Annotated in this window: 22 protein-coding genes; 20 read left to right on the top strand and 2 right to left on the bottom strand. The window is 48.1% G+C overall.

What is annotated here, in order from left to right; all coding sequences use genetic code 11:
- Positions 1-38: 38 nt before the first annotated feature.
- From AC4E8A_RS21495 to AC4E8A_RS21430, 14 genes are all read left to right on the top strand, one after another.
- Positions 39-1,025: an N-acetylglucosamine kinase gene (locus AC4E8A_RS21495; RefSeq protein ID WP_490195824.1), complete on the top strand. Its 987-nt coding sequence runs from the start codon at positions 39-41 to the stop codon at positions 1,023-1,025.
- A gap of 188 nt (positions 1,026-1,213) precedes the next feature.
- Complete coding sequence (locus AC4E8A_RS21490) at positions 1,214-2,263, top strand: serine hydrolase domain-containing protein (protein ID WP_490195823.1); 1,050 nt, start codon at positions 1,214-1,216, stop codon at positions 2,261-2,263.
- Positions 2,264-2,476: 213 nt separating this feature from the next.
- Positions 2,477-3,214: a PIG-L deacetylase family protein gene (locus tag AC4E8A_RS21485; protein WP_490195822.1), complete on the top strand. Its 738-nt coding sequence runs from the start codon at positions 2,477-2,479 to the stop codon at positions 3,212-3,214.
- Positions 3,215-4,831, top strand: a complete 1,617-nt coding sequence (gene nagZ, locus AC4E8A_RS21480; protein WP_490195821.1) for a beta-N-acetylhexosaminidase — start codon at positions 3,215-3,217, stop codon at positions 4,829-4,831.
- A gap of 4 nt (positions 4,832-4,835) precedes the next feature.
- Positions 4,836-6,002, top strand: coding sequence for an anhydro-N-acetylmuramic acid kinase (locus AC4E8A_RS21475; protein ID WP_490195820.1), 1,167 nt, complete (start codon positions 4,836-4,838; stop codon positions 6,000-6,002).
- Positions 6,003-6,473: 471 nt separating this feature from the next.
- Complete coding sequence (locus tag AC4E8A_RS21470) at positions 6,474-7,814, top strand: extracellular solute-binding protein (RefSeq protein WP_490195819.1); 1,341 nt, start codon at positions 6,474-6,476, stop codon at positions 7,812-7,814.
- A 74-nt stretch (positions 7,815-7,888) separates the two neighbouring features.
- Positions 7,889-8,815 (top strand): carbohydrate ABC transporter permease, encoded by a 927-nt coding sequence (locus AC4E8A_RS21465; protein ID WP_490195818.1) that lies wholly within the window; start codon positions 7,889-7,891, stop codon positions 8,813-8,815.
- Between the two features lie 12 nt (positions 8,816-8,827).
- Positions 8,828-9,802, top strand: coding sequence for a carbohydrate ABC transporter permease (locus tag AC4E8A_RS21460; protein ID WP_490195817.1), 975 nt, complete (start codon positions 8,828-8,830; stop codon positions 9,800-9,802).
- 29 nt (positions 9,803-9,831) lie between these two features.
- Positions 9,832-10,980: an exo-beta-N-acetylmuramidase NamZ family protein gene (locus AC4E8A_RS21455; RefSeq protein WP_490195816.1), complete on the top strand. Its 1,149-nt coding sequence runs from the start codon at positions 9,832-9,834 to the stop codon at positions 10,978-10,980.
- Between the two features lie 12 nt (positions 10,981-10,992).
- Positions 10,993-11,907: an N-acetylmuramic acid 6-phosphate etherase gene (gene murQ, locus AC4E8A_RS21450; protein WP_490195814.1), complete on the top strand. Its 915-nt coding sequence runs from the start codon at positions 10,993-10,995 to the stop codon at positions 11,905-11,907.
- 4 nt (positions 11,908-11,911) lie between these two features.
- Entirely contained in the window at positions 11,912-12,859 is a 948-nt protein-coding gene (locus tag AC4E8A_RS21445) for a GNAT family N-acetyltransferase (protein WP_490195812.1), read from the top strand.
- Between the two features lie 29 nt (positions 12,860-12,888).
- Positions 12,889-13,776: a MurR/RpiR family transcriptional regulator gene (locus tag AC4E8A_RS21440; RefSeq protein WP_490195811.1), complete on the top strand. Its 888-nt coding sequence runs from the start codon at positions 12,889-12,891 to the stop codon at positions 13,774-13,776.
- 1,133 nt (positions 13,777-14,909) lie between these two features.
- Positions 14,910-15,863 carry a GNAT family N-acetyltransferase gene (locus tag AC4E8A_RS21435; RefSeq protein WP_490195810.1) on the top strand — a complete coding sequence of 318 codons (954 nt, stop codon included), beginning with the start codon at positions 14,910-14,912 and terminating at the stop codon, positions 15,861-15,863.
- A gap of 172 nt (positions 15,864-16,035) precedes the next feature.
- Positions 16,036-17,181, top strand: coding sequence for an IS4 family transposase (locus tag AC4E8A_RS21430; RefSeq protein WP_490195193.1), 1,146 nt, complete (start codon positions 16,036-16,038; stop codon positions 17,179-17,181).
- 65 nt (positions 17,182-17,246) lie between these two features.
- Here the strand turns inward: AC4E8A_RS21430 and AC4E8A_RS21425 are convergent, their stop codons facing one another.
- The gene (locus AC4E8A_RS21425; protein ID WP_490195809.1) at positions 17,247-18,656 is read right to left on the bottom strand and encodes a glycoside hydrolase family 18 protein; all 1,410 of its coding nucleotides are present in this window, start codon (positions 18,654-18,656) and stop codon (positions 17,247-17,249) included.
- Positions 18,657-18,905: 249 nt separating this feature from the next.
- Positions 18,906-19,502, bottom strand: coding sequence for a flavin reductase family protein (locus tag AC4E8A_RS21420; RefSeq protein ID WP_490195808.1), 597 nt, complete (start codon positions 19,500-19,502; stop codon positions 18,906-18,908).
- A gap of 392 nt (positions 19,503-19,894) precedes the next feature.
- Here AC4E8A_RS21420 and AC4E8A_RS21415 point away from each other — a divergent pair, with 392 nt between their 5' ends.
- Genes AC4E8A_RS21415 through AC4E8A_RS21390 form a run of 6 tightly spaced genes read left to right on the top strand, consistent with a single transcriptional unit; the run spans position 19,895 to position 25,824 of the window.
- Positions 19,895-21,097 carry a CaiB/BaiF CoA transferase family protein gene (locus tag AC4E8A_RS21415; protein ID WP_490195807.1) on the top strand — a complete coding sequence of 401 codons (1,203 nt, stop codon included), beginning with the start codon at positions 19,895-19,897 and terminating at the stop codon, positions 21,095-21,097.
- A 4-nt stretch (positions 21,098-21,101) separates the two neighbouring features.
- A complete protein-coding gene (locus AC4E8A_RS21410; RefSeq protein WP_490195806.1) occupies positions 21,102-22,007 on the top strand; it encodes a hydroxymethylglutaryl-CoA lyase in 906 nt (301 codons plus the stop codon).
- A gap of 14 nt (positions 22,008-22,021) precedes the next feature.
- Positions 22,022-23,458, top strand: coding sequence for a 3-isopropylmalate dehydratase large subunit (gene leuC, locus AC4E8A_RS21405; RefSeq protein WP_490195805.1), 1,437 nt, complete (start codon positions 22,022-22,024; stop codon positions 23,456-23,458).
- Complete coding sequence (gene leuD, locus AC4E8A_RS21400) at positions 23,436-24,047, top strand: 3-isopropylmalate dehydratase small subunit (protein ID WP_490195804.1); 612 nt, start codon at positions 23,436-23,438, stop codon at positions 24,045-24,047. Before leuC ends, leuD begins: the two co-directional genes overlap by 23 nt.
- A 53-nt stretch (positions 24,048-24,100) precedes the next feature.
- Entirely contained in the window at positions 24,101-24,334 is a 234-nt protein-coding gene (locus AC4E8A_RS21395) for a hypothetical protein (protein WP_490195803.1), read from the top strand.
- Positions 24,334-25,824, top strand: a complete 1,491-nt coding sequence (locus AC4E8A_RS21390; RefSeq protein WP_490195802.1) for a sodium:solute symporter family protein — start codon at positions 24,334-24,336, stop codon at positions 25,822-25,824. The genes AC4E8A_RS21395 and AC4E8A_RS21390 overlap by 1 nt, the downstream gene beginning before the upstream one ends.
- Positions 25,825-25,828 lie beyond the last annotated feature (4 nt).

The following is a 25,828-nucleotide window of genomic DNA, read 5'->3' as shown; positions in this document are numbered from 1 at the left end:
GAGTATAGTAGGTACAAGAGATAAAAGGAGAGAGTGCCATGTATTTCATAGGAATCGATGGGGGAGGAACGAAGACCCTTGGGGTGATAGCAGATCAAACCGGACAGATTTTCGCTCATGCGGTGACCGGAGCCACCAATATGAATAGTGTCGGCAAGCTAAAGACGCTGGAACGGCTGAGAGAACTTCTTGACGCCCTGAGGAATCAGGAACCTGAAATGTTTGAACAGGTCTCTATCGTGTTTGCCGGATTGTCCGGTGTTGAACAAATCGAGAGGAGGCAGGAGATAGCTGCATATATTCAGGGGGTTGCTGGGGGTGCAGTCGAGATCTTGGTCGATACTGATGCAGTTATCGCTTTGTATTCCGGTACATGGGGAGAACCCGGGATTGTCCAGATTGCCGGGACCGGGTCGATCACGTTTGCGGAAAACGATGAGGGAAACAGGGGACGCGCCGGGGGCTGGGGGTATTTAATCAGTGATGAAGGCAGCGGATATTCTCTTGGCAGAGAAGGGCTTGCAGCGGTCTTCCGGGCACATGATGGAACCGGAAATCCTACGGAGCTGACACCTTTGGTCCTAAAGCATTTCCAGGTTGGGACAGTGCCTGATCTCATATCCAGCATTTATCAGGAGCAGGCGAGAGAAAGGATTGCCGGGGTCAGCCGTTTGGTGACAGAGGCAGCCGACCTGGGGGATGAGGCCGCGCTGGCAATCGTCAATAGGGCGGCAGAAGAGCAGGCTGTCTGTATCGCTGCCGTGAAAGAGAAATTGTTTGTGGCCGATCAAGTTGTTCCGGTTGTACTGGCAGGCGGTGTGTTCAACCGCCATGACTTATTCACCCCGTCCATCCACCGTTCCCTGGGAGAAAGAAAGGTGTGTGCGAAGCTTGTCATTCCCGAGCTCCCGCCGGTTGCTGGAGCTGTTTTAGCAGCTTGTAAAAAGAAAGGGATTCAAGCAGATTCAGATTTTGTTGATCATTTCAAGGAAACTCTTAATCAAGCAGGCTTTGAAATGAATTAACATAAAATATTAATAATAATTAAAAAATTATTTTACAATTGCTACTATTTCAAATATAATGAACATAAATTTAACCATCTACTTTAAATAAATAGGCATCACACTAAAATTTTATTTCAACCTGACTGAACATATGTCTAGCCCGGCCAAATGAAAAAATGGGCCCAAATCTTTCGAGGAGGGACAATATGAAACAAGAAATAATGGCTTTTCTCCAGAAGGAGATTGATTCCTTGCACATCCCGGGAGCAGTCATTCAGGTTTCTCATCATGATCAAACAGTACTCCAGGAGGCAATCGGCTATCGGGAAATGTTTCCTGAGAGGAAGCCGATGGCACTGGATACTGTCTTCGACTTAGCTTCTCTAACAAAAGTCATCGCCACCCTCCCAGCCATCTTGAAACTTATCGAGTATGGAGAGATCAGGCTGGATGATCCGGTGGCAAATTTCTTTCCATCCTTCAAGGTGAAGGGGAAGGAAGATGTGACCATCCGCCATCTATTGACCCACACATCAGGATTACGAGCCCACAGAAACTATTTTTTGGAATTGAATTCAACAGAAGAAGTATTGGAAAGCATCTTTCAGGAAGAACTGCTTCATCCGCCAGGAACAAAGGTCATCTACAGTGACCTCGGTTTCATCCTGCTGTATCGGATCATCGAGCAGGCCGCAAAGGAAGAGTTTCCTGGTTTCATAGACAGAGAGTTGTTCATGCCGCTTGGGATGAAAGACACAGGGTTCGTCCCTTCCTTTGAAAGGGACCGTTATGCCGCCACTGAGTATAGTGAATCTTTGAAGGATTACAAGCATGGAATTGTCCACGATGATAATACAGAGATGATGGGCGGCATCAGCGGTCATGCAGGTTTATTTTCCACGCTCAAGGATGTCTCTCATTTTGCGGAGATGGTCGAGAATGAGGGATCGTTCAAAGGAAAGCAGATCCTTTCCCCGGCATCCTTCCGGCTCTCAAGGCAGAACTACACACAGCATGATGACGAATACCGCGGGCTGGGCTGGATTCTTAAGGGACCTGGGGCATCCACCTGCGGGGACTTATTTTCACCTCTATCTTACGGCCATACCGGTTTCACGGGTACCAGCCTGTGGTTTGATCCGGCAGCAGGGCTCCGGGTGATCCTGCTGACCAATCGGGTGCACTTCGGCAGAAACGATCCAATCATCAGGCTTCGTCCGAGATTACATAACATCATCCGTAAATATTTTTATTAAAGGCTTTTTCGTAACCTTTGTTGCTATTGATAATAATTCCGAAAGATAGTGGAGTAGGAACCGGAAAACCCCCTGTTTAGCAAGAGAGAAAAGGGCTTCTCCTTCGTTCAGAGCGAAAACCTTAGTATGCAGGGGGGGGAATCCGGATTTTGGGATTTTTCCGGAAGCAACAATATGCGAAAACAGCTTTATTAAATGACAGGGGGTTTTTATATGTCGAAACGAAAACCGCATCTCATGATTGTCGGTGCCCATTGCGGGGATGCCGAAATTCAGGCAGGCGCGATTGCCCATAAGTATGCGAGGAACGGCCATCAGGTCACTTTCCTGCATCTGACAGCCGGGGAGAAGGGGGCTCCGACAGGAATGACAGTGGAAGAATATCGGAAACAGAAGATCGGGGAAGCGGAGAAAGCAGCAGAGATTCTCGGAGGCCGGAGCATCACCCTTGATTACAAGGATGCAGAGCTGGAACTGAATGACGGGACCATCACAACCGTGGCCAAACTGTTTCGCCGCTTGAAACCGGATATTGTCATCACCCATTGGAAAAAAAGCATGCATCCCGATCATGCGCTCTGCCCGGAGATTGTCCAGGCAGCCTGGTACAAAGCAGCTTTGCCGGGCTTCGACCTTGATGGATTGGAACCGCACTCCCTGACCAAGGTATTCCACAGTGAAAATTGGGAGGACATGGAGGAGTACATCCCGGATGTATATGTGGATGTCACGGAAGAATTCGAAACGTATTTGAAAGCGCTGTCACAGTACTGGTTCATCATGAACTCTTCTGATTTCCGCTATTACGACTATTATCAGGCGCTGGGAACGATGAGGGGATGCCTGGCGAGGACAGTTTATGCACAAACCTTGAAATACCAGACAGGCGCCAATGTCCGAAAAGGCGGGGAAATCCCCGGGTTTCCAATCGAAAGCCAAGGAGGCAGATGAATGGAAAATAACCAATTACGAGAAAAGATAGGCCAGTTGATGGTATTCGGCTTCCAGGGTACTACAGCCTCTCCGGAAATCAAAAAATTGATCAGGGAGCATCATGTTGGGGGCATCATTTTATTCGGCCGAAATATCGGCTCTCCTGAAGAGGTGCTGAAGCTGACGACAGAGCTGCAGCTTGAGGCGAAGAAGGCGGGCCATGAACAGCCGCTTCTCATCTGCATTGACCAGGAAAACGGAGTCGTCAGAAGGCTTGGGCAGGGAACGACAGTCTTTCCAGGTGCCATGCTGATGGGCGCAACGGGGAACCCGGCCAATGCCTATATGATCGGGGCGGCATCTGCACGTGAATTAAAGGCCTTGGGCATCAATTGGAACCTGGCTCCTGTTGTCGATGTCAATAACAATCCAGATAATCCGGTCATCGGTGTCCGTTCCTTCGGTGAAGATGTGGATAGTGTAACAAGATTTGCGATGGAATCCATGAAAGGGATGCAGGATGCAGGCATCATTACGACCTTGAAGCATTTTCCGGGCCACGGAGATACGGCAGTGGATTCACATTTGGACCTTCCCGTCATCTCTCATGACATCGACCGCTTGAATGAAGTGGAATTGGTGCCGTTCAAGACCTGTATCGATCAGGGGGCGGATACCATCATGTCGGCCCATGTTTATTTTCCGGCGATTGAACCTGCGGAAAACGTTCCGGCTACACTCTCTGAAAAAGTCATCACCGGCCTTTTAAGGGAAACGCTTGGATTCGATGGGGTCGTGACAACGGACTGCATGGAGATGAACGCGATTTCCGAGACAGTAGGCACTGCACAGGGAGGTGTCGAGGCCATAAAAGCAGGAATCGACCTTGTCATGGTTTCTCATTTGCACACTCGCCATTTGGAAACGTTGAACGCTGTGGAGGAAGCAGTGAAAGACGGATATATTTCGATGGACACCATCGATCAGGCGTATGGGAGGGTCATGAAATTGAAAAAGAAGTATCTGGATTGGTCGGATATCAATACGGACCTACCATCTGTAAACGTGCCTCAGCTCGTCGGTTCAAAAAAGCATGAGTTTGAAGCGAAGGAAGTGTATAGACAGGGAGTGACGCTCGCCGGGAATAAGGAAGGGTATCTTCCTGTACCGGTTTCCAATGACCACAGCGTCCTGGTTGTATCCATTGATAATAGCTCGGTGATGCAAGTAGAGGATAAAAAATATTCTACCTTCAAGCTTGGCGAAGCCGTTCAGGAATTTCAACCGGAGGCAGTGGTGAAGCCATTATCCAATCCGCCGACAGAACAGGAACAGGAAGACTTGCTCCAGATTGCCGGAAATTTCAACACCATCATCGCGGGAACGCTAAGTGCTTCCCAGGATGAAAAACAAGCCGACTTGATTCATAAGCTGCTCCAGGTGAATGAAAATGTTGTTGTCGTGGCTACCAGAAGTCCATATGATTTGGCTTATTTCCCTGAAGTAAAAGCATCTATTGCCGCCTACGAATTCACTTATCCTGCACTTACGACAGTAGCCGCTGCCATTTTCGGCAGGGTTTCGGTGAAAGGGAAATTGCCGGTCACACTTCCAAAGCTAGTGAAGGAAAGGTGATTCGATGAACAATGAAAGCTATGTGGTCGGTTTGATGTCAGGGACTTCCCTTGACGGCATTGATGCCGCACTGGTGAAAATATCCGGTTCGCCTTCAGGGGAGAAAGTGGACCTGGTGCACAGCATTCAGCTCCCATTCAGCAAGAGCTTGAAGACGCGTCTTTTAACACTATGTGATCCGAACGAGGTGACAGTGGAGGATATCTCGATGATGAATGTCCTGCTCGGGGAAATGTTCGCGGAGGCAGCCCTGCAAGTCATCGATGAAGCGGATGTCAAAAGGGACGAAATTCTGTTGATCGGCTCGCATGGGCAGACCATCTTCCATCAGCCGGTCCCGCAGAGAATTGAAGGCAGGATGATCACCTCCACGTTGCAAATAGGGGATATCAGTGTCATCGCTGAAAAGACGGGAATCCCAGTGGCGGGAGATTTCCGGCCGAGGGATATGGCGGCAGGCGGGCAGGGGGCACCGCTTGTCCCGTTTGCTGATTACGATTTATTTAAAGAACAAGAGATCGGGCGTGTACTCGTCAATATCGGAGGCATTGCCAATATCACTGTCTTGCCGGCAGGCTGCGAGCCGCAGGAAGTCCTTGCTTACGATACCGGACCGGGAAATATGATGATGGACGAATTCGTATCTTTGGCGACGAATGGAGAAAACGGCTATGACCATGATGGAAGACTTGCTGCCAAAGGGGAAGTGAACGCTGAGTGGCTCCGGCAGCTTTTGCAGCATGACTATTTTTCAGCGGAAGCTCCTAAAAGTACAGGGAGGGAAATGTTCGGCCGTGAGTACGCACACACATTATGGGAGGAAGCAGATAAGTTAGGGGTCGGTCCTTATGATAAAGTCGCAACCATCACGGAATTGACAGCTGTCACGATTGCAGCGGAGATCAATAAAGCGGGGAAAGCAAGCAGGATCAACGAAGTCCTGGTAAGCGGAGGAGGGGCCTGGAACGGCACGCTGATGTCACGCCTGGATTTCCACTTGTCTGAAGGCATCATCTGCACGACAACTGATCCTTACGGGATGCCGGTGGATGCGAAGGAATCGATGGTGTTCGCTCTCCTCGGGTATCTGTGCTATTACCAGAAGGTCAATAACCTGCCCGCCGCAACTGGCGCCAGCCGTCAGGTCGTCATGGGCAAAATCGCCTGGTAGTTTGAGACACTGGAAGGGGTTGATAACCGGAGAAGCGATTGATGGAAGTCTCATATCTTGCTCAAGTCATTTAAAAAGGCTGCTACTTGAAAGATTTTTGTTGTTTTGCTTGCAGACGGATTTCTGTAAGCGGGTTGATTGGAGCGGAAGCTGTGCGATCTCCTGCGGGATTAGCGGGTCAGGTGAGACCCCGGAGTCCAGCTTCAGCGGCCAGCGACTAGCAGATGTCGGTCTCTCTTCTTGCGATAAGTCAACATCGACTAAATCCAGGTCGTCGTGTTTCCTTTATCTCATACGAGAGCCCTCCAATCTGTACGTCGCTGAACGGCCGCTTCCGCTTTATAGGCAAGCGAAGATGAGGAGGCTCACGGCCTGCCCCGCGGAGTCGCACAGCTGCAGCGGAGATCAATTAATAATGCTTATAAGCAAAAATGTATAAGGAAAGAGCCTTTAAAAACAAGGGGGAAATGGATGATGAAGAAGAAGTCACTTTTATTGATGCTGATTACCGTTCTTATTTTCAGTTTATTAGCCGCGTGCAGTGACAACGAAGCCGCAACCAAGGATGGGGAAGACTGGACGGGGAAAATTACGATCTGGGATGGCCCAAGATGGGTGGAAGAAGGGGACGAAGATGAAAACAAGTATTTCTGGATTGAAGACAAGATTGCTGAATTTGAAAAAGAACACGAAGGTGTTGAAATAGAATTGGTTCAGGTCCCTTGGGCAGAGCTTCCAGATAAGCTTTCCGTTTCGATTGCCGGTAAGGCATGGCCGGATATTGCCCCTGTTGATATCAGCGGAAGTGCGGTAAGCATGGAGCAGATTGAGCAAGGTGTCATCGAGAGTCTGGATGACTTTTTCACTGAAGAAGAATTGAAGGACTTTTATCCTAATGCACTCGATGCGTATACGTTTAAAGACAGTCTTTATGGCATCCCGAATTCCATGACGGTCCACAGCATGCTTCTCAACCTGGACCTGTTTGAAGAGCGCGGTGTGACGCCTCCTGAAAATGGCGAGTGGACTTGGGATGAATTCGCTGACGCGGCCGAGAAGCTGACATTCGACCGCGATAATGACGGAAAAGACGATGTTTACGGATTCTCTACGTATATCCTGCCTGGTTATTATGAAGCATGGCCGTTCTTCTATGCCGATGGTGGACGTCCGTTGAGTGAAGATCTTTCCGACTTCACATTTGATGAGCCGGAAGCGGTTAAAGCGATTCAAAGGCTTGCCGACATGAAGCTGGAAAAAGAAACGGCACCTGTTTCCATGGGTGGAGCAGATGTTGGAGGTACTTTCCAGGCCTGGGCCAACGAAGAACAAAGAACGGTTGCCATGGAGCCATGGGCTACTTGGGCGATCACATCTACACAATCAGCTTATCCGACTAACTTCATGGTGGCCAACTATCCGACAGGCTCCACTGGTGAACCTGTCACAATCGGTGGAATCGGCGGCTGGACCATGTTCCATCAAGAAAATGAAGGCAAGAAGGAAATGGTCGCTGAGTTCATGAAGTACATTTCTTCTACAGATGAGCAGTACACAATGTCCAAATCATACGGTATCTTCCCTGCACGTATCAGTTCGGCAGACAAGGAGCCGTTTGCAGACAATCCAGAAATGGCAAGGGCACAGGACATGTCAACTCAAGTGCAGATGCTTCCGCGCCATGACGAATGGAAGAAAATAGACGAAATCATCCAGAGTCAGCTGCAGCTGGTCTTCAATGGAGAGAAAAAAGCCGAACAGGCAATGAAGGATGCCCAGGCAGAAGTCGAATCACAAGGACTGCTGGAGTAGTCCAAGCAATAACTGATGCGGCGGGTTCCGGTTCGGAATCTGCCGCCCTACATAAACGAAAAGGGGGGGACTCGATGCAACCAGTACATGAAACATCCTCTACTAAAATCAAAACCGCACCGAAAACCAATGGCACTTTAAAGAGTGTAAAGAAAAATTATGCCGCTTATCTATTTTTATTTCCCAAACTGGTTCTTTTCTTCATATTCATCGTCATCCCTGTAATCTGGGCATTCGTCCTGTCATTCCAAAAATATGGAGTATTCGGGAGTGAATGGGTCGGATTGAGCAACTATACGCAAGTATTCCAAAGTGAAGCTTTTCGAAAAGCGTTGCTGAACACGTTGATCTACACGGCTGTGACGGTCCCGTTCAATGTCATCAGTGCATTGGTCATCGCGACCTTGACCTTTTCGCTGGGCCGGGTTGCGCAAAGCTTTTTCCGGGCCGCTTTTTATCTGCCGACTGTCGCGTCCATGGTCATTATCGCCATGGTATGGAGATGGATGTATAACTATGACTTCGGTCTGTTCAATTATGTCCTCGGCTGGTTCGGGATGGATCCAATCAATTGGCTGGGCCAATCAAACAGCGCCTTATGGGCAATCATCATCATGCAGTGCCTGATTCCATTCGGAGTGGGGATCATTCTCTATCTCGCATCCATGAGTTCAATTTCCGACTCATTGTACGAGGCAGCGACCATTGACGGGGCGAGTGCTTTCCAGAAATGGATCAAGATCACCATCCCGCTTTTAAAACCGGCGACCCTTTATTTGGTCCTGTTGAGCACCATCGGTTCATTCCAGGTTTTCACCCAGATCATCATGATGACCGGAGGGGGACCGGGGAATGCGACAGAAACGCTGGTCCACCTGATTTATAAAACAGGTTTCCGGGATTTTGAATTTGGATTGGCAGCAGCTCAATCCGTTGTGTTGTTCTTCATCATCTTACTATTTTCAATCATACAATTCCGTGTGCTGCGGCATGACGAATAGGGAGGCAGTAGTGTGAATAATCACTTAGCCATTCAAAAGCTGAACAAAACCATCATTTATATTCTTCTAATTGCCTTCTCGATCGTTTCGTTGCTGCCGCTCTATTGGATTTTCAGTACATCCTTGCAGCTGAGCAGCTATCAGGATGAAGAAATGGAACGGCAAGTATCCTATGTTGACTCCAACCCTCCGAAGATGTATCCGATGGGGATTCCGGAGTACTTTGAGCACTGGGGAAAAGCAAGAAGTGCGGAGTCGGCTGGCAATTTAGAGCAAGAGGAATACCACAGAGAACAGATGAGTTATATCATCGAGAATTCGTTTTCAGGATTCAAGACCCTTTTCACAAAAAATAATGTCGGCAAATGGTTCTTCAACAGTCTTTATCTCTCCGTGCTGGTGACCGTGGGTATCCTGCTCTTCGACTCCATGGCAGGGTATGTGCTCGCCAAGAAACGGTTTCCGGGACGGAATGCCATCTTCTGGCTCATCATTTCGACGATGATGATACCCGGCCAGGTCACACTGGTGCCGATGTTCATCATGGTCAGGGAACTGGGGATCATGGATACTCACTGGGCGCTGATTTTTCCAGAATTGTCAATGGTATTCGGGGTATTCCTGATGAGGCAGTTCATGTTCTCCGTGCCGGATGAACTAATCGATGCAGCCAAAATTGACGGAGCCAGCGAGTGGAAGACCTATTGGAAGATTGTCCTTCCTTTGGCGAGACCAGGTCTTGCCGCTTTGGGGATCTTTACTTTCATGAATGTCTGGAACTCTTTCCTATGGCCGATCATTGCCTTGAATAACGCGGACCTGTACACACTTCCTGTCGGCTTGAAGACCCTGCAGGATGCCAATCTGGCCAACTTTAAATTACTGATGAGCGGTGCTGCAATAGCGGCGGTTCCGATGATCATCGTGTTCATCATGTTCCAGAAGCACTTCGTGAAAGGCCTGACATTAGGCGGAGTTAAAGAATAAACAGGTTTTGAAAAAAGGGGGGAAAGCAATTGAAGCTGGGATTGGATGTATTCCTCGAGGAAACAGGGAGATTCAAAGGAAAACGGATTGGACTTGTCACCAATATGACAGGAGTCAACCAGAAGCTGATGCCGGCCATTGATCTCTTTCATGAGCATCCGGATATACAACTGACGGCTTTATACGCCCCTGAGCATGGAATACGGGGCAGTGCCCGGGAAGGCGAGATGATCGAAACATTCACCGATCCAAAGACGAAACGTCCCGTCTACAGTCTGTACGGTTCATCCAAGAAGCCAAGCAAAAAGAGCCTGGAAGAAGTGGATGTCATTGTATTCGATCTTCAAGATATCGGTTCGAGGTATTATACGTACATTTACACGATGGCCTATATGATGGAAGCTTGCGGTGAATACAATAAGGAATTTGTCGTATTGGACCGGCCGAACCCGATTGGCGGAATCGGGATCGAAGGAAACCTGGCAGAAGAGGGCTTCCGCTCGTTCGTCGGGCTTTATCCGATTCCCAACCGCCATGGGATGACGGTCGGGGAACTGGCCCGGCTGTTTAAACATGAGTTTGGGGTCATGTGTGATTTGACGGTCATTCCCATGGAAGGCTGGGAAAGAAGGTTTTATTTTGAAGATACAAACCTTCTTTGGGTCCCTCCGTCTCCCAATACGACCACGATCGATATGACTGTTTTGTATCCGGGAACCTGTCTCTTGGAGGGTACGAATATCTCGGAAGGCAGGGGGACCACCAAGCCATTTGAGTATGCCGGTGCCCCTTTCATCGATGGAAGTGAACTTGCGCGTGCCTTCAATGCATTGAACCTGGAAGGCGTCATTGCCCGACCGGTTTCGTTCACGCCGGCTTTGCAGAAATATAAAGACCAACCTTGTGAAGGAGTCCAATTGCATGTCTCAGACAGGAAGGAACTCAACTCCTTCCAGGCCGGGGTGAAACTGCTTGAATTGATAGCGGGACTTTTTCCCGAAGACTTTGAATTCATTCGGCATGTGAAAAATAATCGCTACTTTTTTGACTTGTTAGCGGGAAATGAAACACTTAGAGAATTGATACTTGAAGGAAAGGCAGATGATTATTTTGAAGCATGCAAGGATCAGGTGGAGAGATTCCGAAATCAAAGAGCTCCATATCTCTTATACAAATAGGGCGGTAATGTAATGAACAATTTATCCATGTTGACAACAGAAAAGAGAAATGAACGTTCTGCAAGTATAGATAATCAGAGTACGATCGATATATTGACAATTATTAATAATGAAGACAGGAAAGTAGCCGATGCCGTTCAGAAGGTGCTGCCTGAGGTGGAAAAGGTAGTCGATGCCGTCTGCCAATCAATCAGGAATGGAGGCAGGCTGTTCTATGTGGGGGCAGGCACGAGCGGAAGAATCGGGATATTGGATGCCGTTGAATGCCCGCCGACCTACAGCACTCCGCCTGAGCTTGTTCAAGGCATCATTGCCGGCGGAAATAAAGCCATTGAAAAAGCGGTGGAAGGTGCCGAGGATGATACAGGGCTTGGTGCAGAGTCTTTAAAAAAGAGAAACCTGACGGAGCTCGATGTCGTCATTGGCATAGCAGCCAGCGGCCGGACGCCATTCGTCGCCGGTGCCCTTGACTATGCGAGGGAAGCCGGTGCCTGTACCGTAAGTTTATCCAACAATGAAAACTCTATCATCAGCCAGTATGCAGACATTCGCCTGGAGGTCGTCACCGGCCCGGAAGTGATTACGGGATCGACCAGGATGAAAGCGGCTACGGCACAGAAGATGATTTTGAATATGATCACTACAGCTTCCATGATCAAGGTCGGGAAGGTCTATGAAAATCTGATGGTGGATTTGAAAGTGAGCAATCAAAAATTGAAGGAACGGGCAAAGAGCATCCTTTGTACTGTGACAGGAGTCCCCTATGAGGCAGCAGGCAGTGTATTGGCCGCGACTGATTTCGAGGTTAAACCGGCGATAGTCATGATAAAAGCGGGGGTATCTCTTGAAGTAGCGAAGCGTCTGCTTGCACAAGCGGACGGATATGTAAGGAAAGCAATAGACAGTAGTCTCAATGAAGGGAGTTAATCGTGTGATTACCTATCGCCATTACCAGTCAGGAGATGAAAAGGAGATTGTGAATTTATGGAACCGGAGCCTTCCTAAAGATCCATTCAACTCTGCAAGGTTCCGGAACCTGGTTTTGCTTGATGCCAATTTCGATCCCGAGGGGCTGAGGCTGGCGTTTGATGGAATTAAGCTTGTTGGATGTGTATACAGTGTAAGAAGAATCCTGCCGATGCATGGAACCGACCTGGAACCGGAAAATGGCTGGGTGCCATTCTTCTTCGTCGATCCCTCTTATCGGCGCTCAGGTGTCGGATCGACCCTTCTTCAAGCGGCTGTTGACTTTATGAAGGAACATGGGCGTTCAGCATTATTTTTTGCATCCTATGCCCCTAATTACATCCTGCCTGGCATTGATGAAGAATCATATCCGGAGGCTTACCAATTTCTCCAATCGAACGGTTTTACGAAACTGTATTCACCAGCAGCGATGGACCGCCATCTTGGGGACTTCGGGGTTTCCGAAGATGTCCTTGAGTTGAAACAGAGGAGGGAAGCGGAAGGATATACCTTTTTGCAGGCACGGGACAGCGATTTGTATGAGGTGATCCAATTCGCCAATGACACGTTCAACCCGGATTGGGGAAGAGCGATCAGGGAAGGCATCCTGCAGGGGCTCCCTCTTCACAGGATTATCATTGCTAGACAAAATGAAAAGCTTGTGGGATTTTGTATATATGGTGGATACGAAGGGATCCCTGAACGGTTCGGTCCTTTCGGGGTCGATCCCGAACAGCAGGGGAAAGGCTTAGGGAAAATCATCCTGAACCACTGCCTGTCTTTGATGAAAGGAGAGGGCATTCATAATGCCTGGTTCCTTTGGACAAGCGAAAAGAGTTCCGCTGGATTTTTGTATCAAAAAACGGACTTTCAGGTGACACGGAAGTTCCACGTAATGAAAAAAGAGATCTAATTTTTATTTAGATAGAAAGAGTTGATGATATGGTATTTATGACAGGGGGACTTGTCATGCTGTCCGAGATGCTGCCATTACTGCCGCCTTCTGAAAGGAAGATTGCGGCTTACATTCTGGAAAATCCGCATGAAATCATTTCGTTGACAGCACAGGAGCTTGGAAGGAAAAGCTCCACAAGCGGTGCAGCAGTGATCAGGCTGTGCAAGTCACTGGATTTGAAGGGATTCCAGGATTTGAAGCTCCGGATTGCCGGCGATCTGCAGAAAACGACGCACCAGGGCTTGCGCGATATTGAACCGAACGAATCACCGGTCTATATTATCGACAAGATGACCAACAATAGCATTGAAACAATCCGGGAAACAGCTGAGCTTCTGAATACAGAAGAGCTGGCGAAAGCGATTGAAGCGATACGGAATGCAAGGAATATTCACTTTATCGGTGTCGGGGCATCCAGCATCATCGCCATGGATGCCCAGCAAAAGTTCATCCGGATCAGCAAGCAGGCGACCGCTTTTACGGACATCCACATGGTTGCCACCCTTTTGGCCAATGCGGATGAACGGGATGTGCTGGTCGGGATTTCGTTTTCGGGGGAAACACTTGAGATAGCCAGATTACTGGAGCTGGCCAACAAGCGGAAGGTGACGACGATCAGCTTAACGAAGTATGGGACGACACCGGTGTCTGAACAGGCAGATATCCGTCTTTATACCTCGGCCACCAAGGAACCGACCTTCCGCAGCGGGGCGACGACCTCAAGAATCGCCCAGCTGCAAGTCATCGATATTTTGTTCATGTGTGTGGCCTCCATGCAGTATGATGAAACAATCACCTCGATTGATGAAACCAGGGAAGCGGTGGATTTCCTGAGGGATAGGAAACCGAAGCAGAAGAAGGACACGGGGATGTAATGGCTGCTGTTCATACACAAAGGACTGACTCACACTGCCTGCAGCGGGGGTCGGTCTTTTTTTTATCCTGATTGCTGGTTGGAAAATGGTTGATTCTTTGCGGGATAGGACCAAATTTAGTGAGGGCTGCTTGGGATTTGGTTGATTCTCTGCGGGATAGGACCAAATTTTGTGAGGGCGGGTTGGGATTTGGTCGATTCTTTGCGGGATAGGACCAATTTTTGCGAAGGCGGGTTGGGATTTGGTCGATTCTTTGCGGGATAGGACCATTTTTTGTGAGGGCGGCTTGGGATTTGGTTGATTCTTTGCGGGATTGGACCAAATTTTGTGAGGGCGGGTTGGAATTTGGTCGATTCTTTGCGGGATTAGACCAAATTTTGAGGGCGCGGGTTGGGATTTGGTCGATTCATTGCGGGATTGGACCAAATTTTGTGAAGGCGGGTTGGGATTTGGTCGATTCTTTGCAGGATTGGACCAAATTTTGCGAAGGCGGGTTGGGATTTGGTTGATTCATTGCGGGATTGGACCAATTTTTGTGAAGGCGGCTTGGGATTTGGTCGATTCTTTGCGGGATTGGACCAAATTTTGCGGAGGCGGCATGGGATTTGGTTGATTCATTGCGGGATAGGACCAATTTTTGCGAAGGCGGGTTGGGATTTGGTTGATTCATTGCGAGATTGGACCAAATTTTGTGAGGGCGGGTTGGGATTTGGTCGATTCTTTGCGGGAGTGGACCAAATTTTGAGGGCGCGGGTTGGGGTTTGGTTGATTCATTGCGGGATTGCACCAAATTTTGAGGGCGGGTTGGGATTTGGTCGATTCTTTGCGAGATAGGACCAAATTTTGCGGAGGCGGCTTGGGATTTGGTCGATTCTTTGCAGGATTGGACCAAATTTTGCGAAGGCGGGTTGGGATTTGGTTGATTCATTGCGGGATTGGACCGTTTTTTGCGGAGGCGGGTTGGGATTTGGTCGATTCTTTGCGGGATTGGACCAAATTTTATGAGGGCGGCTTGGGATTTGGTCGATTCTTTGCGGGATTGGACCAATTTTTGTGAGGGCGGCTTGGAATATGGTTGATTCTTTGTGGGATTGGACCAATTTTTGTAGGGTATAAATTTATGGGGTGAGAGAATGAAATTGGAGTTTGTAACTCGTGATCGATTGGGCGAGATGGTGAATCTTTGGAACAGGATGCTGGGGAACGAATTCCCAATGAGAGAAGAATTGTTTGACCAGAATTCTTTTCTTGATGTGAATACGGACTGGCGGGCATCTCGTATTTTGCTGAATGACGAAGGGGCGGTTGTTGGCTACATTGTCGCGAAAAGGTGGCAGGATCCACTTGATGTAGGGATTGGAACAGAAACTGGCTGGATACAGGTGCTGCTGGTTGACCCGAAGTATAGAAATCAGGGGTGTGGAAGCAGGCTGCTCACTCATGCAGAAAAAGAACTGGCGGGCGCAGGTGTGAACCGGGTCCTTCTGGGAAGGGATACATGGCATTATTTTCCCGGGCTTCCGGTGGAATACAAGGATGCCGCTGAGTGGTTTGAGCGGAAGGGATATTCCTCTAAGTGGGAGGAGTTTGATCTGATTTGCTGGTATGATGAGCATTCCAATGGTGATTTTACGGTTCCCGGGGATGTGTCTGCTTCTCTTGCTGCTGAAGAAGACCAGAAGGAGCTGCTTGCTTTTCTGAAGGAATCATTCCCGGGACGCTGGGAATATGAAGCCATTCAGTATTTTGAGAAGGGCGGGACTGGAAGGGAATTTGTCCTGGTGAAAAAAGATGAGAGAATCATAGGGTTTTGCCGAATTAATGGTTGGGAATCGCCGATCATCGCCCAGAACACGTATTGGTCTCCGCTGGTGGAAGGAGAATTGGGCGGAATCGGACCGCTTGGAGTTGCTGCTTCAGAACGGAAAAACGGTTATGGCCATATGGTGGTGAAGGCGGCTGTTGCTTTCTTGAGGAAGCGAGGGATCCGTTCCATTGTCATTGACTGGACAGGACTCATCGACTTCTATGGGAAGCTCGGGTTCGAAGTTTGGAAGAAGTATGTTTCTTATGAAAAGGAATTGTAAGTGGAAGTGAGTTATAAATGCACTTTAGCCCTTTAAAGCAGTCGGGGACTGTCCCCGACCACGGGTGTTGATTAACCATAATATGTAAAATAAACGGTTTCATTAGACAAAAAAAACCACTCTCTTTTAAAATGATTGTTACCGCTAACAACACAAAAAGGGAGTGGTTTCATTGACTAACTTTAACAAACTTTCTGAAATCCTTCAAACCATTATTACGGATGAAGAAGTGGCAAATCTTTGTGAGAAATGGGGCTATGAAGACAAAGCTAGGAAGTTATCTGCCCACGATTTGATACATTTTTTTGTTATTTCTTCTGCGAAAAAATGGGAAGGATTTCGAGATGCCGAGACCAAATTGCCAAAGGAAGAAAGTTTACCTTCCGTTGATCATTCTACCCTCGCCAAAAAAGCCCAAAGAGTTCCTTATCAAATTCTACAAGAATTATTCTCCCGTATCGTTAAGCGCTTAGGACGAAGAGTCCGTCGCGCCCTATTTAAACCCTATAAGCTATTTGCCGTTGACTCCACCACGATCACTTTCCAACACCCAGACATGTGTTGGGCGGGTTACACCCGTACCCGCCACGCTATTCGTCTTCATACAAAATACGATGTGGAGGAAGGTCAGCCTACTCAAGTAGTCCAGACAACTGGACGGCATCACGATGTCATGGTGGCACCCAAACTCTATGAAGATCCAGAGCCACTCTCCATCATCACCGCTGACAGAGGATATGCAAGAACAAGTGACTTTCAGTGTTTACATGACCGTGAACAGTACTTTGTCATTAGAGTGGCTAAGTTCTTCTCCCTCTCGGAAGAGAAGGAACACAGTGTATCACTTGAAACTGAAGGCCGTATTAAAAAAGACATGACAGCCTTTATTGGAAAAGGTTCCCGAAAGACAGAGGATCGCTTCAGACTAGTTACATTCACGGACAACGAGGGGAACCAAATAAGAGTGGCGACGAACCTTATGATGATGTCTCCAGAAGACATTGCTTATATCTATAAGCTTCGTTGGCAAATCGAGTTATTTTTCCGTTGGGTAAAAGGAAATCTGGACCTTTCCAACCTGTTTGGATTTTCCCCCAACGCTGTTTATAGCCAAGTATTTGGCACTCTTATCAGTTATTTTATATTACGCAGTATTTATAATGATACAAAAGAAGAGTGGGCCATCTTGTATGATTACACTTTCATTGAATTTACTCGCCGTTACCTGGCACGCACCCTACCTGTAGAGGTAAGTTGCGCAATCAAATCACGGTTGGGAAGAAGGGGAAGTCTGTTTCAATCATCTGGAAAAATATAGCTAATCAACACCCGTGCTGTCCCCGACTGCTTTAAAGGGCTAAAGTGTTTGCATTATCATTAACTTTATCTCTTCTGGATGGTGAAATTATCACCTAGCAGCGCCCAGTTTTGCGGGTACGGGTAACCGAGTGCCCAGTAGCTGACTCCTCGCAGGTTGTATTGTTTGATCAGATCGAATTTGGCTTGTGCACTGCGGGCGTCCTCGAACCACACTTCATGCTGCTGTCCCTGCTCGTCTGTATAGCGGAAGTGGGGTGATTGGGTGGCGGTATCATATTGGATGGCTGCCCCGTATTTTGCTGCTCTTTGGACGGCTTCCTGCGGACTGAAGGTTTCCGCTTCCTGGCCTTGGACATGTGGAATCTTCCAATCACGGGCGTAAATTTGAAAGCCCAGGAATATTTTTTTCGGCGGCATGACGGAGAGGGCGTATTCAATGACCCGTCTCATCTGGTTGATTGGTGAAATGGCTTGCGGCGGCCCCATTCGGTATCCCCACTCATATGTCATGAGGACGACGAAATCAGCGATCCTGCCATGTGCTTCGTAATCATGGGCGGTATAGAGCAGTCCTGCCTGTGTGGCACTGGTTTTTGGAGCAAGAGCCGTCGATACAAAATACCCTTTAGGGTGGAAAAAATCGATGGCTTGCTGCAGGAATTGGTTATACAGCTCGCGGTCCTCCGGCAGTACATTTTCAAAATCAATGTTAATTCCTTTATAGCCTTTGGTTTCCATTATGCCAAGGGCATCATTCAACAGGTTTTCACGATACTCCACAGTTGCCAGAATGGTGTGGGCAAGGTTCGAACCAGCTTCTGTTGTCGTGAAGTTGGTGAGGGACATCATAGGTGTCACATTATTATTCAAGGCGGTATTGACTGTTTGTTCATCCTTGATCGGGCTGAGTTTCCCATTCTCTGTGATCATGTAGGCGAACGGGCTGATATAGGTGAGGAGCGGATGCAATTCCTCAATGGTTTGACTGGCATTAGAGGGTGTTTGGTACGTATAGGCATTGACCTCGATGAGTGGCTTAGTCCTGGGAATGATGAGCTGCAGCCCTGGATAGATCAGGTTGAGATTTTGGATTTGGTTTTCGGCGGCAATGTTCTGGACGGTGGTTCCATAACGCTGGGCTATTTGCCACAATGCTTCACCTGGTTGGATGGTATGTGTGATAGATGGGATGATGATGGGCATGCCGGGATAAAGAAGGTTTGGATCAATGAATGGGTTTGCCTGGATAATTGCTTGAACCGAGACGCCATATCTCTGAGCGAGGGCCCATAAAGTCTCGCCGGATTTGATGGTATGCGAGGTGCCGGGTGCTGGTATAACCAAAGCCTGCCCGATGATGAGCTGGTCGGGATTCGGCAGTTCATTGACGTCGACAATGGAATTCATATTCACTTTATAGCGGTTGGCAATCTGCCAAAGTGTTTCGCCGCTGCTGACAACATGGATAATCACATATATCCCCCCGATTTCTTCATTAATGCACTATACGTAAAGGACTGGGCGGGGGTGCAGGGGCAAGGGGAAATCTCCAATATACAAAACCTGATTCCATGCTTTTTTATTTATGTAGACGAGAGAAAATTAATGGCGAGGTAAAGACTGAACATGCGGCATCAGGAAAGCATCTATGTCCGAAAAAATAAAAGGCAGCAGCTATTGAGGCTGATGCCTTTTCGTTTAAAAGATTTGGTCACTCACACCTTATTTTGGCAGATGGAAAAATTCTTTATTCTCACTGTAGTTTCCTGCTAATCTCCCGAGTGGCTGCAGTTTCTCCAGATTGATTTTGTGATTTCCTAAGTAGTACTCTTCATCGATATGGTATTTGACCATTCTGCCGATGATTAAATGGTCGCTTCCGAGCTTGATGATCTGTTCCAGCTGGCATTCCATATGAATTGGAGCTTCCTTGACTCTTTTAGGTAGGACCATTGTACTGTCGATGGGGATGAGTCCGGCTTCTTCAAATTCATTGATGGAGCTTGGCAGGTTTTCTGCACTTTTCTGCATGTGATTTCCAAGGGATGACGGGACGACATTGATGACGAATTCCTTTTGCGAGCGGATGTTGACGAGTGTATCCTTTTCGGTTCCTTCCCGTTCTCCGACTCCGGGCCCCACTGATATACAAAGCATTGGAGGATTTCTTGAGGCAACAGTAAAGAAGCTGAATGGCGCTAAGTTCAATTCGCCTTTTTCTGAAATAGTCGAGACCCATGCGATCGGGCGGGGGACAACCGAACCGCTTAATAATTTGTAGACTTGCTTCACTTCAAGTTCTGATGGACTGAATTCCAAGATCATAACTCCTTCCAGATTTCATCTTTGGCTTAACCGTTATAGCCAGCCTATTACACTATTATTCTAATACTCGAGAGTGTTAGATTGTCAAACCTAATTATTTGAACTCCCCGCTGTGATGCATTCCCGATAGGCAGATTTTTAATAGAATCAGCACACAACCCTTCAATAGAATCCATATTTGATTAGAAAGTGGAACAAAGTACCTGCCGCCTCTTCCCCGCCCCTGCCATTCCACCAAGTGTTTCAATTTCAATACGAATGTTTCATTGTTGAAACGAAATATAGGAACCAAAATTTTGTGAACCTTTTTAATTAAAGTTTTTGAAAGTTGGCACAATTCTTGCATCTCTGCTTAACAAAGGGAAAATCAGTAAGGAGATGAGACTATGGAGAATGTAAAACCCTTAGCAGGTTTAAAGGTGCTGGAAATGGGCCAGCTGATTGCCGGACCGTTTACCACCAGGCTATTAGCAGAATTCGGAGCAGAGGTCATAAAGGTGGAACCTCCTGGGAAGGGAGACCCCCTTAGGGACTGGCGCCATATCTATAAAGGAAGTTCGTTATGGTGGAGGGTCCAATCACGCAATAAGAAATCCATCACTGTCAATTTGAGAAGTGAGGGTGGGCAGGAAATCATTCGCGAGCTCGTTAGAGAGTGTGATGTGGTCGTGGAGAATTTCAAACCGGGCACCCTTGAGAAATGGGGTCTGGGTTACGAGCAGTTAAGTGAAATCAATCCTGGTCTGATTCTGGTACGGGTGTCGGGTTACGGACAGGACGGGCCATACAAAGAAAAGCCGGGATTTGGGAGCATTGGCGAATCGATAGGCGGCCTTCGCTATATCACAGGATATCCTGACCGCGCTCCTACACGAGTGGGTATCAGCATTGGGGACTCGCTTGCTGCTTTGTACTCTGTGATTGGAACGCTCATGGCCCTCTATCATCGTGATGCCAAAGGAACTGGTGAAGGCCAGGTGATTGATGTCGCTTTATACGAAGCGGTGTTCAGCTTGATGGAAGGAAGCCTGCTGGAGTACGACAAGTTCGGCGTGACGCGGGAACGTACCGGGTCATCACTGCCGGGAGTGGCTCCGTCCAATACATATCCTTGTAAAGACGGCAAATACATCGTCATCGGCGGAAATGGCGACAGCATCTATAAGCGATTGATGACCGCAATCGGGCGTGAGGATCTGGCCAATGATCCGCAGTTTGCCACGAACTCAGGGAGGGCGGCACAGGCCGACCTTCTGGATAAGGCCATAGGAGAATGGACACAGACCCTGCCGTTTGATGAAGCCCTGCACATTCTGGATGAAGCCAAGGTTCCGGCAGGTGGTATTTACAGTATGGAAGACATCGTCAAGGATCCCCACTATGAGGCAAGGCAGATGATCCAAACCTTCCCATTAAATGATGAAGAGGATATCAAAATTCCGGGGATCATTCCGAAGATGAGCAAAACACCGGGAGATACCGGATGGCTCGGGCCTGAGTTAGGTGAACATACCGAAAATGTGCTGCAGGAGTGGCTGCACTATGATTCTGGAAAAATTCAATCTTTAAAAGAGAAGGGAGCTATTTAAAAAAATGCAAAGAATACTGATTCAGGAGGTTGGACCAAGAGACGGCCTGCAGATGGAGACCGCGTTTTTTCCGACTGAAAAGAAAATTGCACTGATCAACCAGCTGAGTGAAGCGGGAGTGGATAAGATCGAAGTTTCTTCTTTTGTGTCACCAAAGGCGATCCCCAATTTGAAGGATGCAGAAGAAGTTTTTCACAAGATTCATAGAAAAGAAGGCGTCACCTATACTGCTCTGGTTCCGAACCTGAAGGGAGCGGAAAGGGCCGTTGCTGCCGGAGCGGATGAACTTAACCTTGTCGCATCAGTAAGTGAAACTCATAATCAGAAAAATGTCCGGAAAACGGTGGAGGAGTCTTTCCAGGGGTTTAAAGAGATTATCCGTTTGGCAGACACCAATCAGATTCCGGTAAACGGGACGCTCGCGACCACATTTGGCTGTCCGTTTGAAGGAACCATTGATTCCCAACGAGTGTTGGAATTGGTCGAACGCTACCTTGATATGGGGGCTGCTGGCATCACACTGGCCGACACGACCGGAATGGCGGTACCGAACCAAGTGTACAGTCTCTGCTCAAAAGTGCTGGATGGTTACCCAGACGTTCCGATTATACTGCACTTCCACAATACGAGAGGGATGGGGTTGGCCAACGTGGTCGAAGGCATCCGGGCAGGGGTCTTCCGCTATGATGCTTCAGTCGGGGGACTGGGCGGCTGTCCATTTGCACCTGGAGCGTCAGGGAATATTTGTACGGAGGACCTGGTCCACATGCTCAAGTTCAGCGGCCATGAAGTCCGGGCAGATCTGCCTGCACTCATAGAAGCATCGAAGTTTTTACAGAGGGAAGTCGGGCATGAGGTGCCTGGACAGGTGATCAAGTCTGGATTGATCACGGATTTGCATTCCGCTTAAGGAGGTGAAAGGAAATGGAAAAAACGATTTTCGAAAAGATATGGGATCAGCATGTAATAGAAACGAATCTGGATCAGCCGCTATTGTATATTGATCTTCATCTCATTCATGAAGTGACCTCCCCACAAGCTTTTTCAAGGCTGGATGAAATGGGCAGGAAGGTCAGGCGGCCAGATCTCACTTTTGCGACAGCTGATCATAATGTGCCGACGTCCGACCGCAGCCTGCCGATTATAGATGAGCTGGCAAGGAAACAGATCGAATTCCTGCGCGATAATTGCGAGAAGCAGGGAATTGAATTCTTTGGGCTTGATCATCCCGACAACGGTATTGTCCACGTCATTGCACCGGACACAGGGTTGACAACTCCGGGGAAAACCATTGTCTGCGGCGACAGCCACACCTCGACGCACGGAGCCTTTGGAGCGCTGGCCTTCGGAATCGGCTCAAGTGAAATCACCCATGTCCTTGCGACCCAGACGCTGCTTCAGTCAAAACCGAGGCAAATGCAGATTCGGATTGAAGGAGACTTGATGGAGGGCGTCACGAGTAAGGATGTGATCTTATATATCATCGGGAGAATCGGCACAAACGGCGGAGTCGATCACATTATTGAATTCACCGGATCGGCGATTGAGAAGATGTCGATGGAGCAGCGGATGACCCTATGCAATATGGCTATCGAAGCCGGTGCGAAAACCGGGCTGGTTGAGCCGGATGATAAAACCTTCGCCTACCTGAAAGGGAAAAAATACGTTCCTAAGGATCAAGATTGGGAGAACGCAGTGGAGGCTTGGAAAGCACTGAGATCGGATGAAGATGCGAAGTATGACCAGGTCATCGAAATCAAGGCCGAATCAATCCGGCCGCAAATCACCTGGGGGACCAATCCGGGTCAGGTTGTGGATGTCGAAGGAGCAGTCCCGGAGGAAGCCAGTTATCGCCCGGATGAAAAGGAAAACTTCCGGCGGGTGCTGGGATACATGGACTTGTCTCCAGGTGACAGGCTGCAGGATGTATCCATTGACCGGGTATTCATCGGATCTTGTACCAATTCAAGAATAGAAGACTTGAGAGCCGCAGCAAAGGTGGCAGAAGGGTATACTGTCCATCCTGATGTCCGGGCCCTGGTTGTTCCTGGTTCCTACCATGTGAAAAAACAGGCAGAGCAAGAAGGACTGGATCAAATTTTTGAAGAAGCAGGGTTTGAATGGAGAGAACCCGGCTGCAGCATGTGTGTCGGGATGAATCCGGATATCTTGCAAAGAGGTGAGAGGGCAGCCTCGACGTCAAACCGGAACTTTGAAGGCCGGCAGGGAGCCGGGGGGAGGACACATCTGGTGAGTCCGGTGATGGCTGCGGCGGCTGCGATAAAGGGCCATTTTACAGATATACGGGATTGGGAATACCGAAATGAGGTGAAGGTCGATGGAACCATTTCAAACACATAAAGGCAAGGTCATCTCGATCAATCGATCGGATATTGATACAGACATCATCATCCCGCAGCAGTTTTTAAAAAGGCTTGAGCGGGATGGATTTGGCCGGTTCCTTATGTACAGCTGGCGTTATGATTCAGAAGGGGAGCCGGTTGAAGATTTCCCTTTGAATGACCCTGGGAAAGCAGGGGCTTCGATTCTGGTGACAGGGAGGAATTTTGGCTGCGGGTCTTCGAGGGAGAATGCAGTTTGGGCATTACAGGATTATGGATTCAGTGTCATCATCGCTCCTTCCTTTGCGAATATTTTTAAAATCAACAGTTCTAAAAATGGTATTCTTTTAGTAGAACTTCCGGAAGCAGAAGTCGAGATGCTGATGCAGAGGAGTAATGAGCACAAGGGATTTGAATTGACGGTTGATCTGGAGAAACAGGAACTGATTGACAACGAAGGAAGGACGAGTGCATTTTCAGTTGATCCTTTGATCAGGAAAAAACTTCTTCAGGGGTTGGATGATATCTCAATGGTTCTTGAGTATGAGGAAGACATTCGGGATTTTGAGAAAAAACGCCCTTTCTATGCAAGTCCGATAAGGGGATAATTATAATGTAAAAAGTCAGAATAAAACGACTTTTCAAATAAGGGGGAGTAACTGTGAAACAGAGGAAGGAACCAATCAAAAGTAAAAAGGTCTGGGCTGTCATTATCGGCATTTTATTATTATGTGTCCCCTGGTATCTTCCGGTGGGATCCAGCTATATCATTTTAGGGGCTCCTTACTGGGGCTGGATTGTCATGATTGCTTCATTGGCCATGTCGGCTTACTTGACCTATGTATTAAAACATGAGTGGCAGATAGATGAGGACGAAGCGGAGGGGGATCTGTAATGACAGAGTTGGCATTTGGCGGGTGGTCCGGCGTATTTATCATGATTGTGTATGGTCTGATCATGCTTGGTATCGGGTTTTTTACGTATTTGAAAAATAGGGGGATCCACCAGTCGAACAAAGAGTATTATTTGGGCGGCGGGAAATTGAGTCTGTTTGTATTGTTTTTTACCTTCTTCGCTACACAATACAGCGGGAATACGATTGTCGGTTATGCACCTAATGCCTACCGGATGGGGTTTGGCTGGCTGCAGTCGATCACCTTCTTCATTTTGATTGTAGTCGGATATTTATTATTCGCCCCAAGGCTATATACGATTAGCAAGAGATATTCATTCATCACACCGTCAGACTGGCTGGATAAGCGGTTTAATTCTAAGGCAGTTACAATTTTCGGCTCCTTGTTGATGCTGTATGGGCTTGGCAACTATTTGCTTGAACAGCTTGTTGCAATCGGGCAGGGGGTCAGCGGCCTTACAGGCGGGACGGTCCCTTATCAATTAGCCGTTGTTTTCTTTGTTGTGATCATGTTGATTTATGGCTGGCTCGGAGGCATGCGCTCTGTGGCTTATACGGATACCATGCAGGGGATTGCCCTGCTTGCAGGTGTGTTTATTTTATTGATTGGTTCCATCATTTATTTTGGCGGACTGCCTTCAGCGACGAGTTATATGGAAGCGTATTCACCTGAAAAGCTTGGCGTTCCGGAATCTGCCGGGATTGCCAAATGGTTTAGCTTGTTAATCATTGTTGCGATTGGCGGCGCTATTTATCCTCACGCCATTCAAAGGATATTTTCCGCGAGCAGCGAAAAAGTCCTGAAGAAATCTTTGACAAGAATGGTATGGATGCCGTTCATCACAGCCGGCTTTGTGTTTGTCATTGGTATCATCGGGATCAATGCGTTTCCTGGTCTTGAAGTGGGTCAGTCAGAGCAGTTGGTCGGTATGATGGCTAATGCGCTGGCAGCGAAAAATGCCTTCTTCTATTGGGCAATGGTCATTTTGTTCGGAGGGATCATCGCGGCGATTATCTCGACTGCAGATTCCGTACTGTTGACATTTTCATCGATTATTTCAAAGGATTTGTATGGCCGTTATATCAACCCTGATGCTCCAGAGAAGAAACAAATCCTTGTAGGGAAACTGGTCGGAATTGCAGCGATTGCAGTGTTGCTGTTGATTGCTTGGTTTCCGCCGGCGACATTGTATGAAATCTTTGTGTTGAAGTTTGAAGTTCTGGTCCAAGTCGCACCGGCGATCATTCTGGGGCTTTACTGGGATCGGCTTCATAAGAATGCAGTATTTGCCGGCATGGTTGTAGGCACAATAATTGCCGCAACAATGACCTTTACAGGCATGAACTTCCTTGGGGTATTGAGTGGGATCTGGGGACTTCTTGCTAACTTGCTGGTCTGTGTAGTCGGGAGCTTTGTCCTGACTGTCGATGTGAAAGAGAAGGCAGAGACGAAGCAGGTTATCGGGTTTTAATTTT

The organism is Bacillus sp. SRL337, assembly GCF_984799155.1.
The sequence above is the reverse complement of the archived record's forward strand: the minus strand, read 5'-3'. Positions and strand labels throughout refer to the sequence as shown.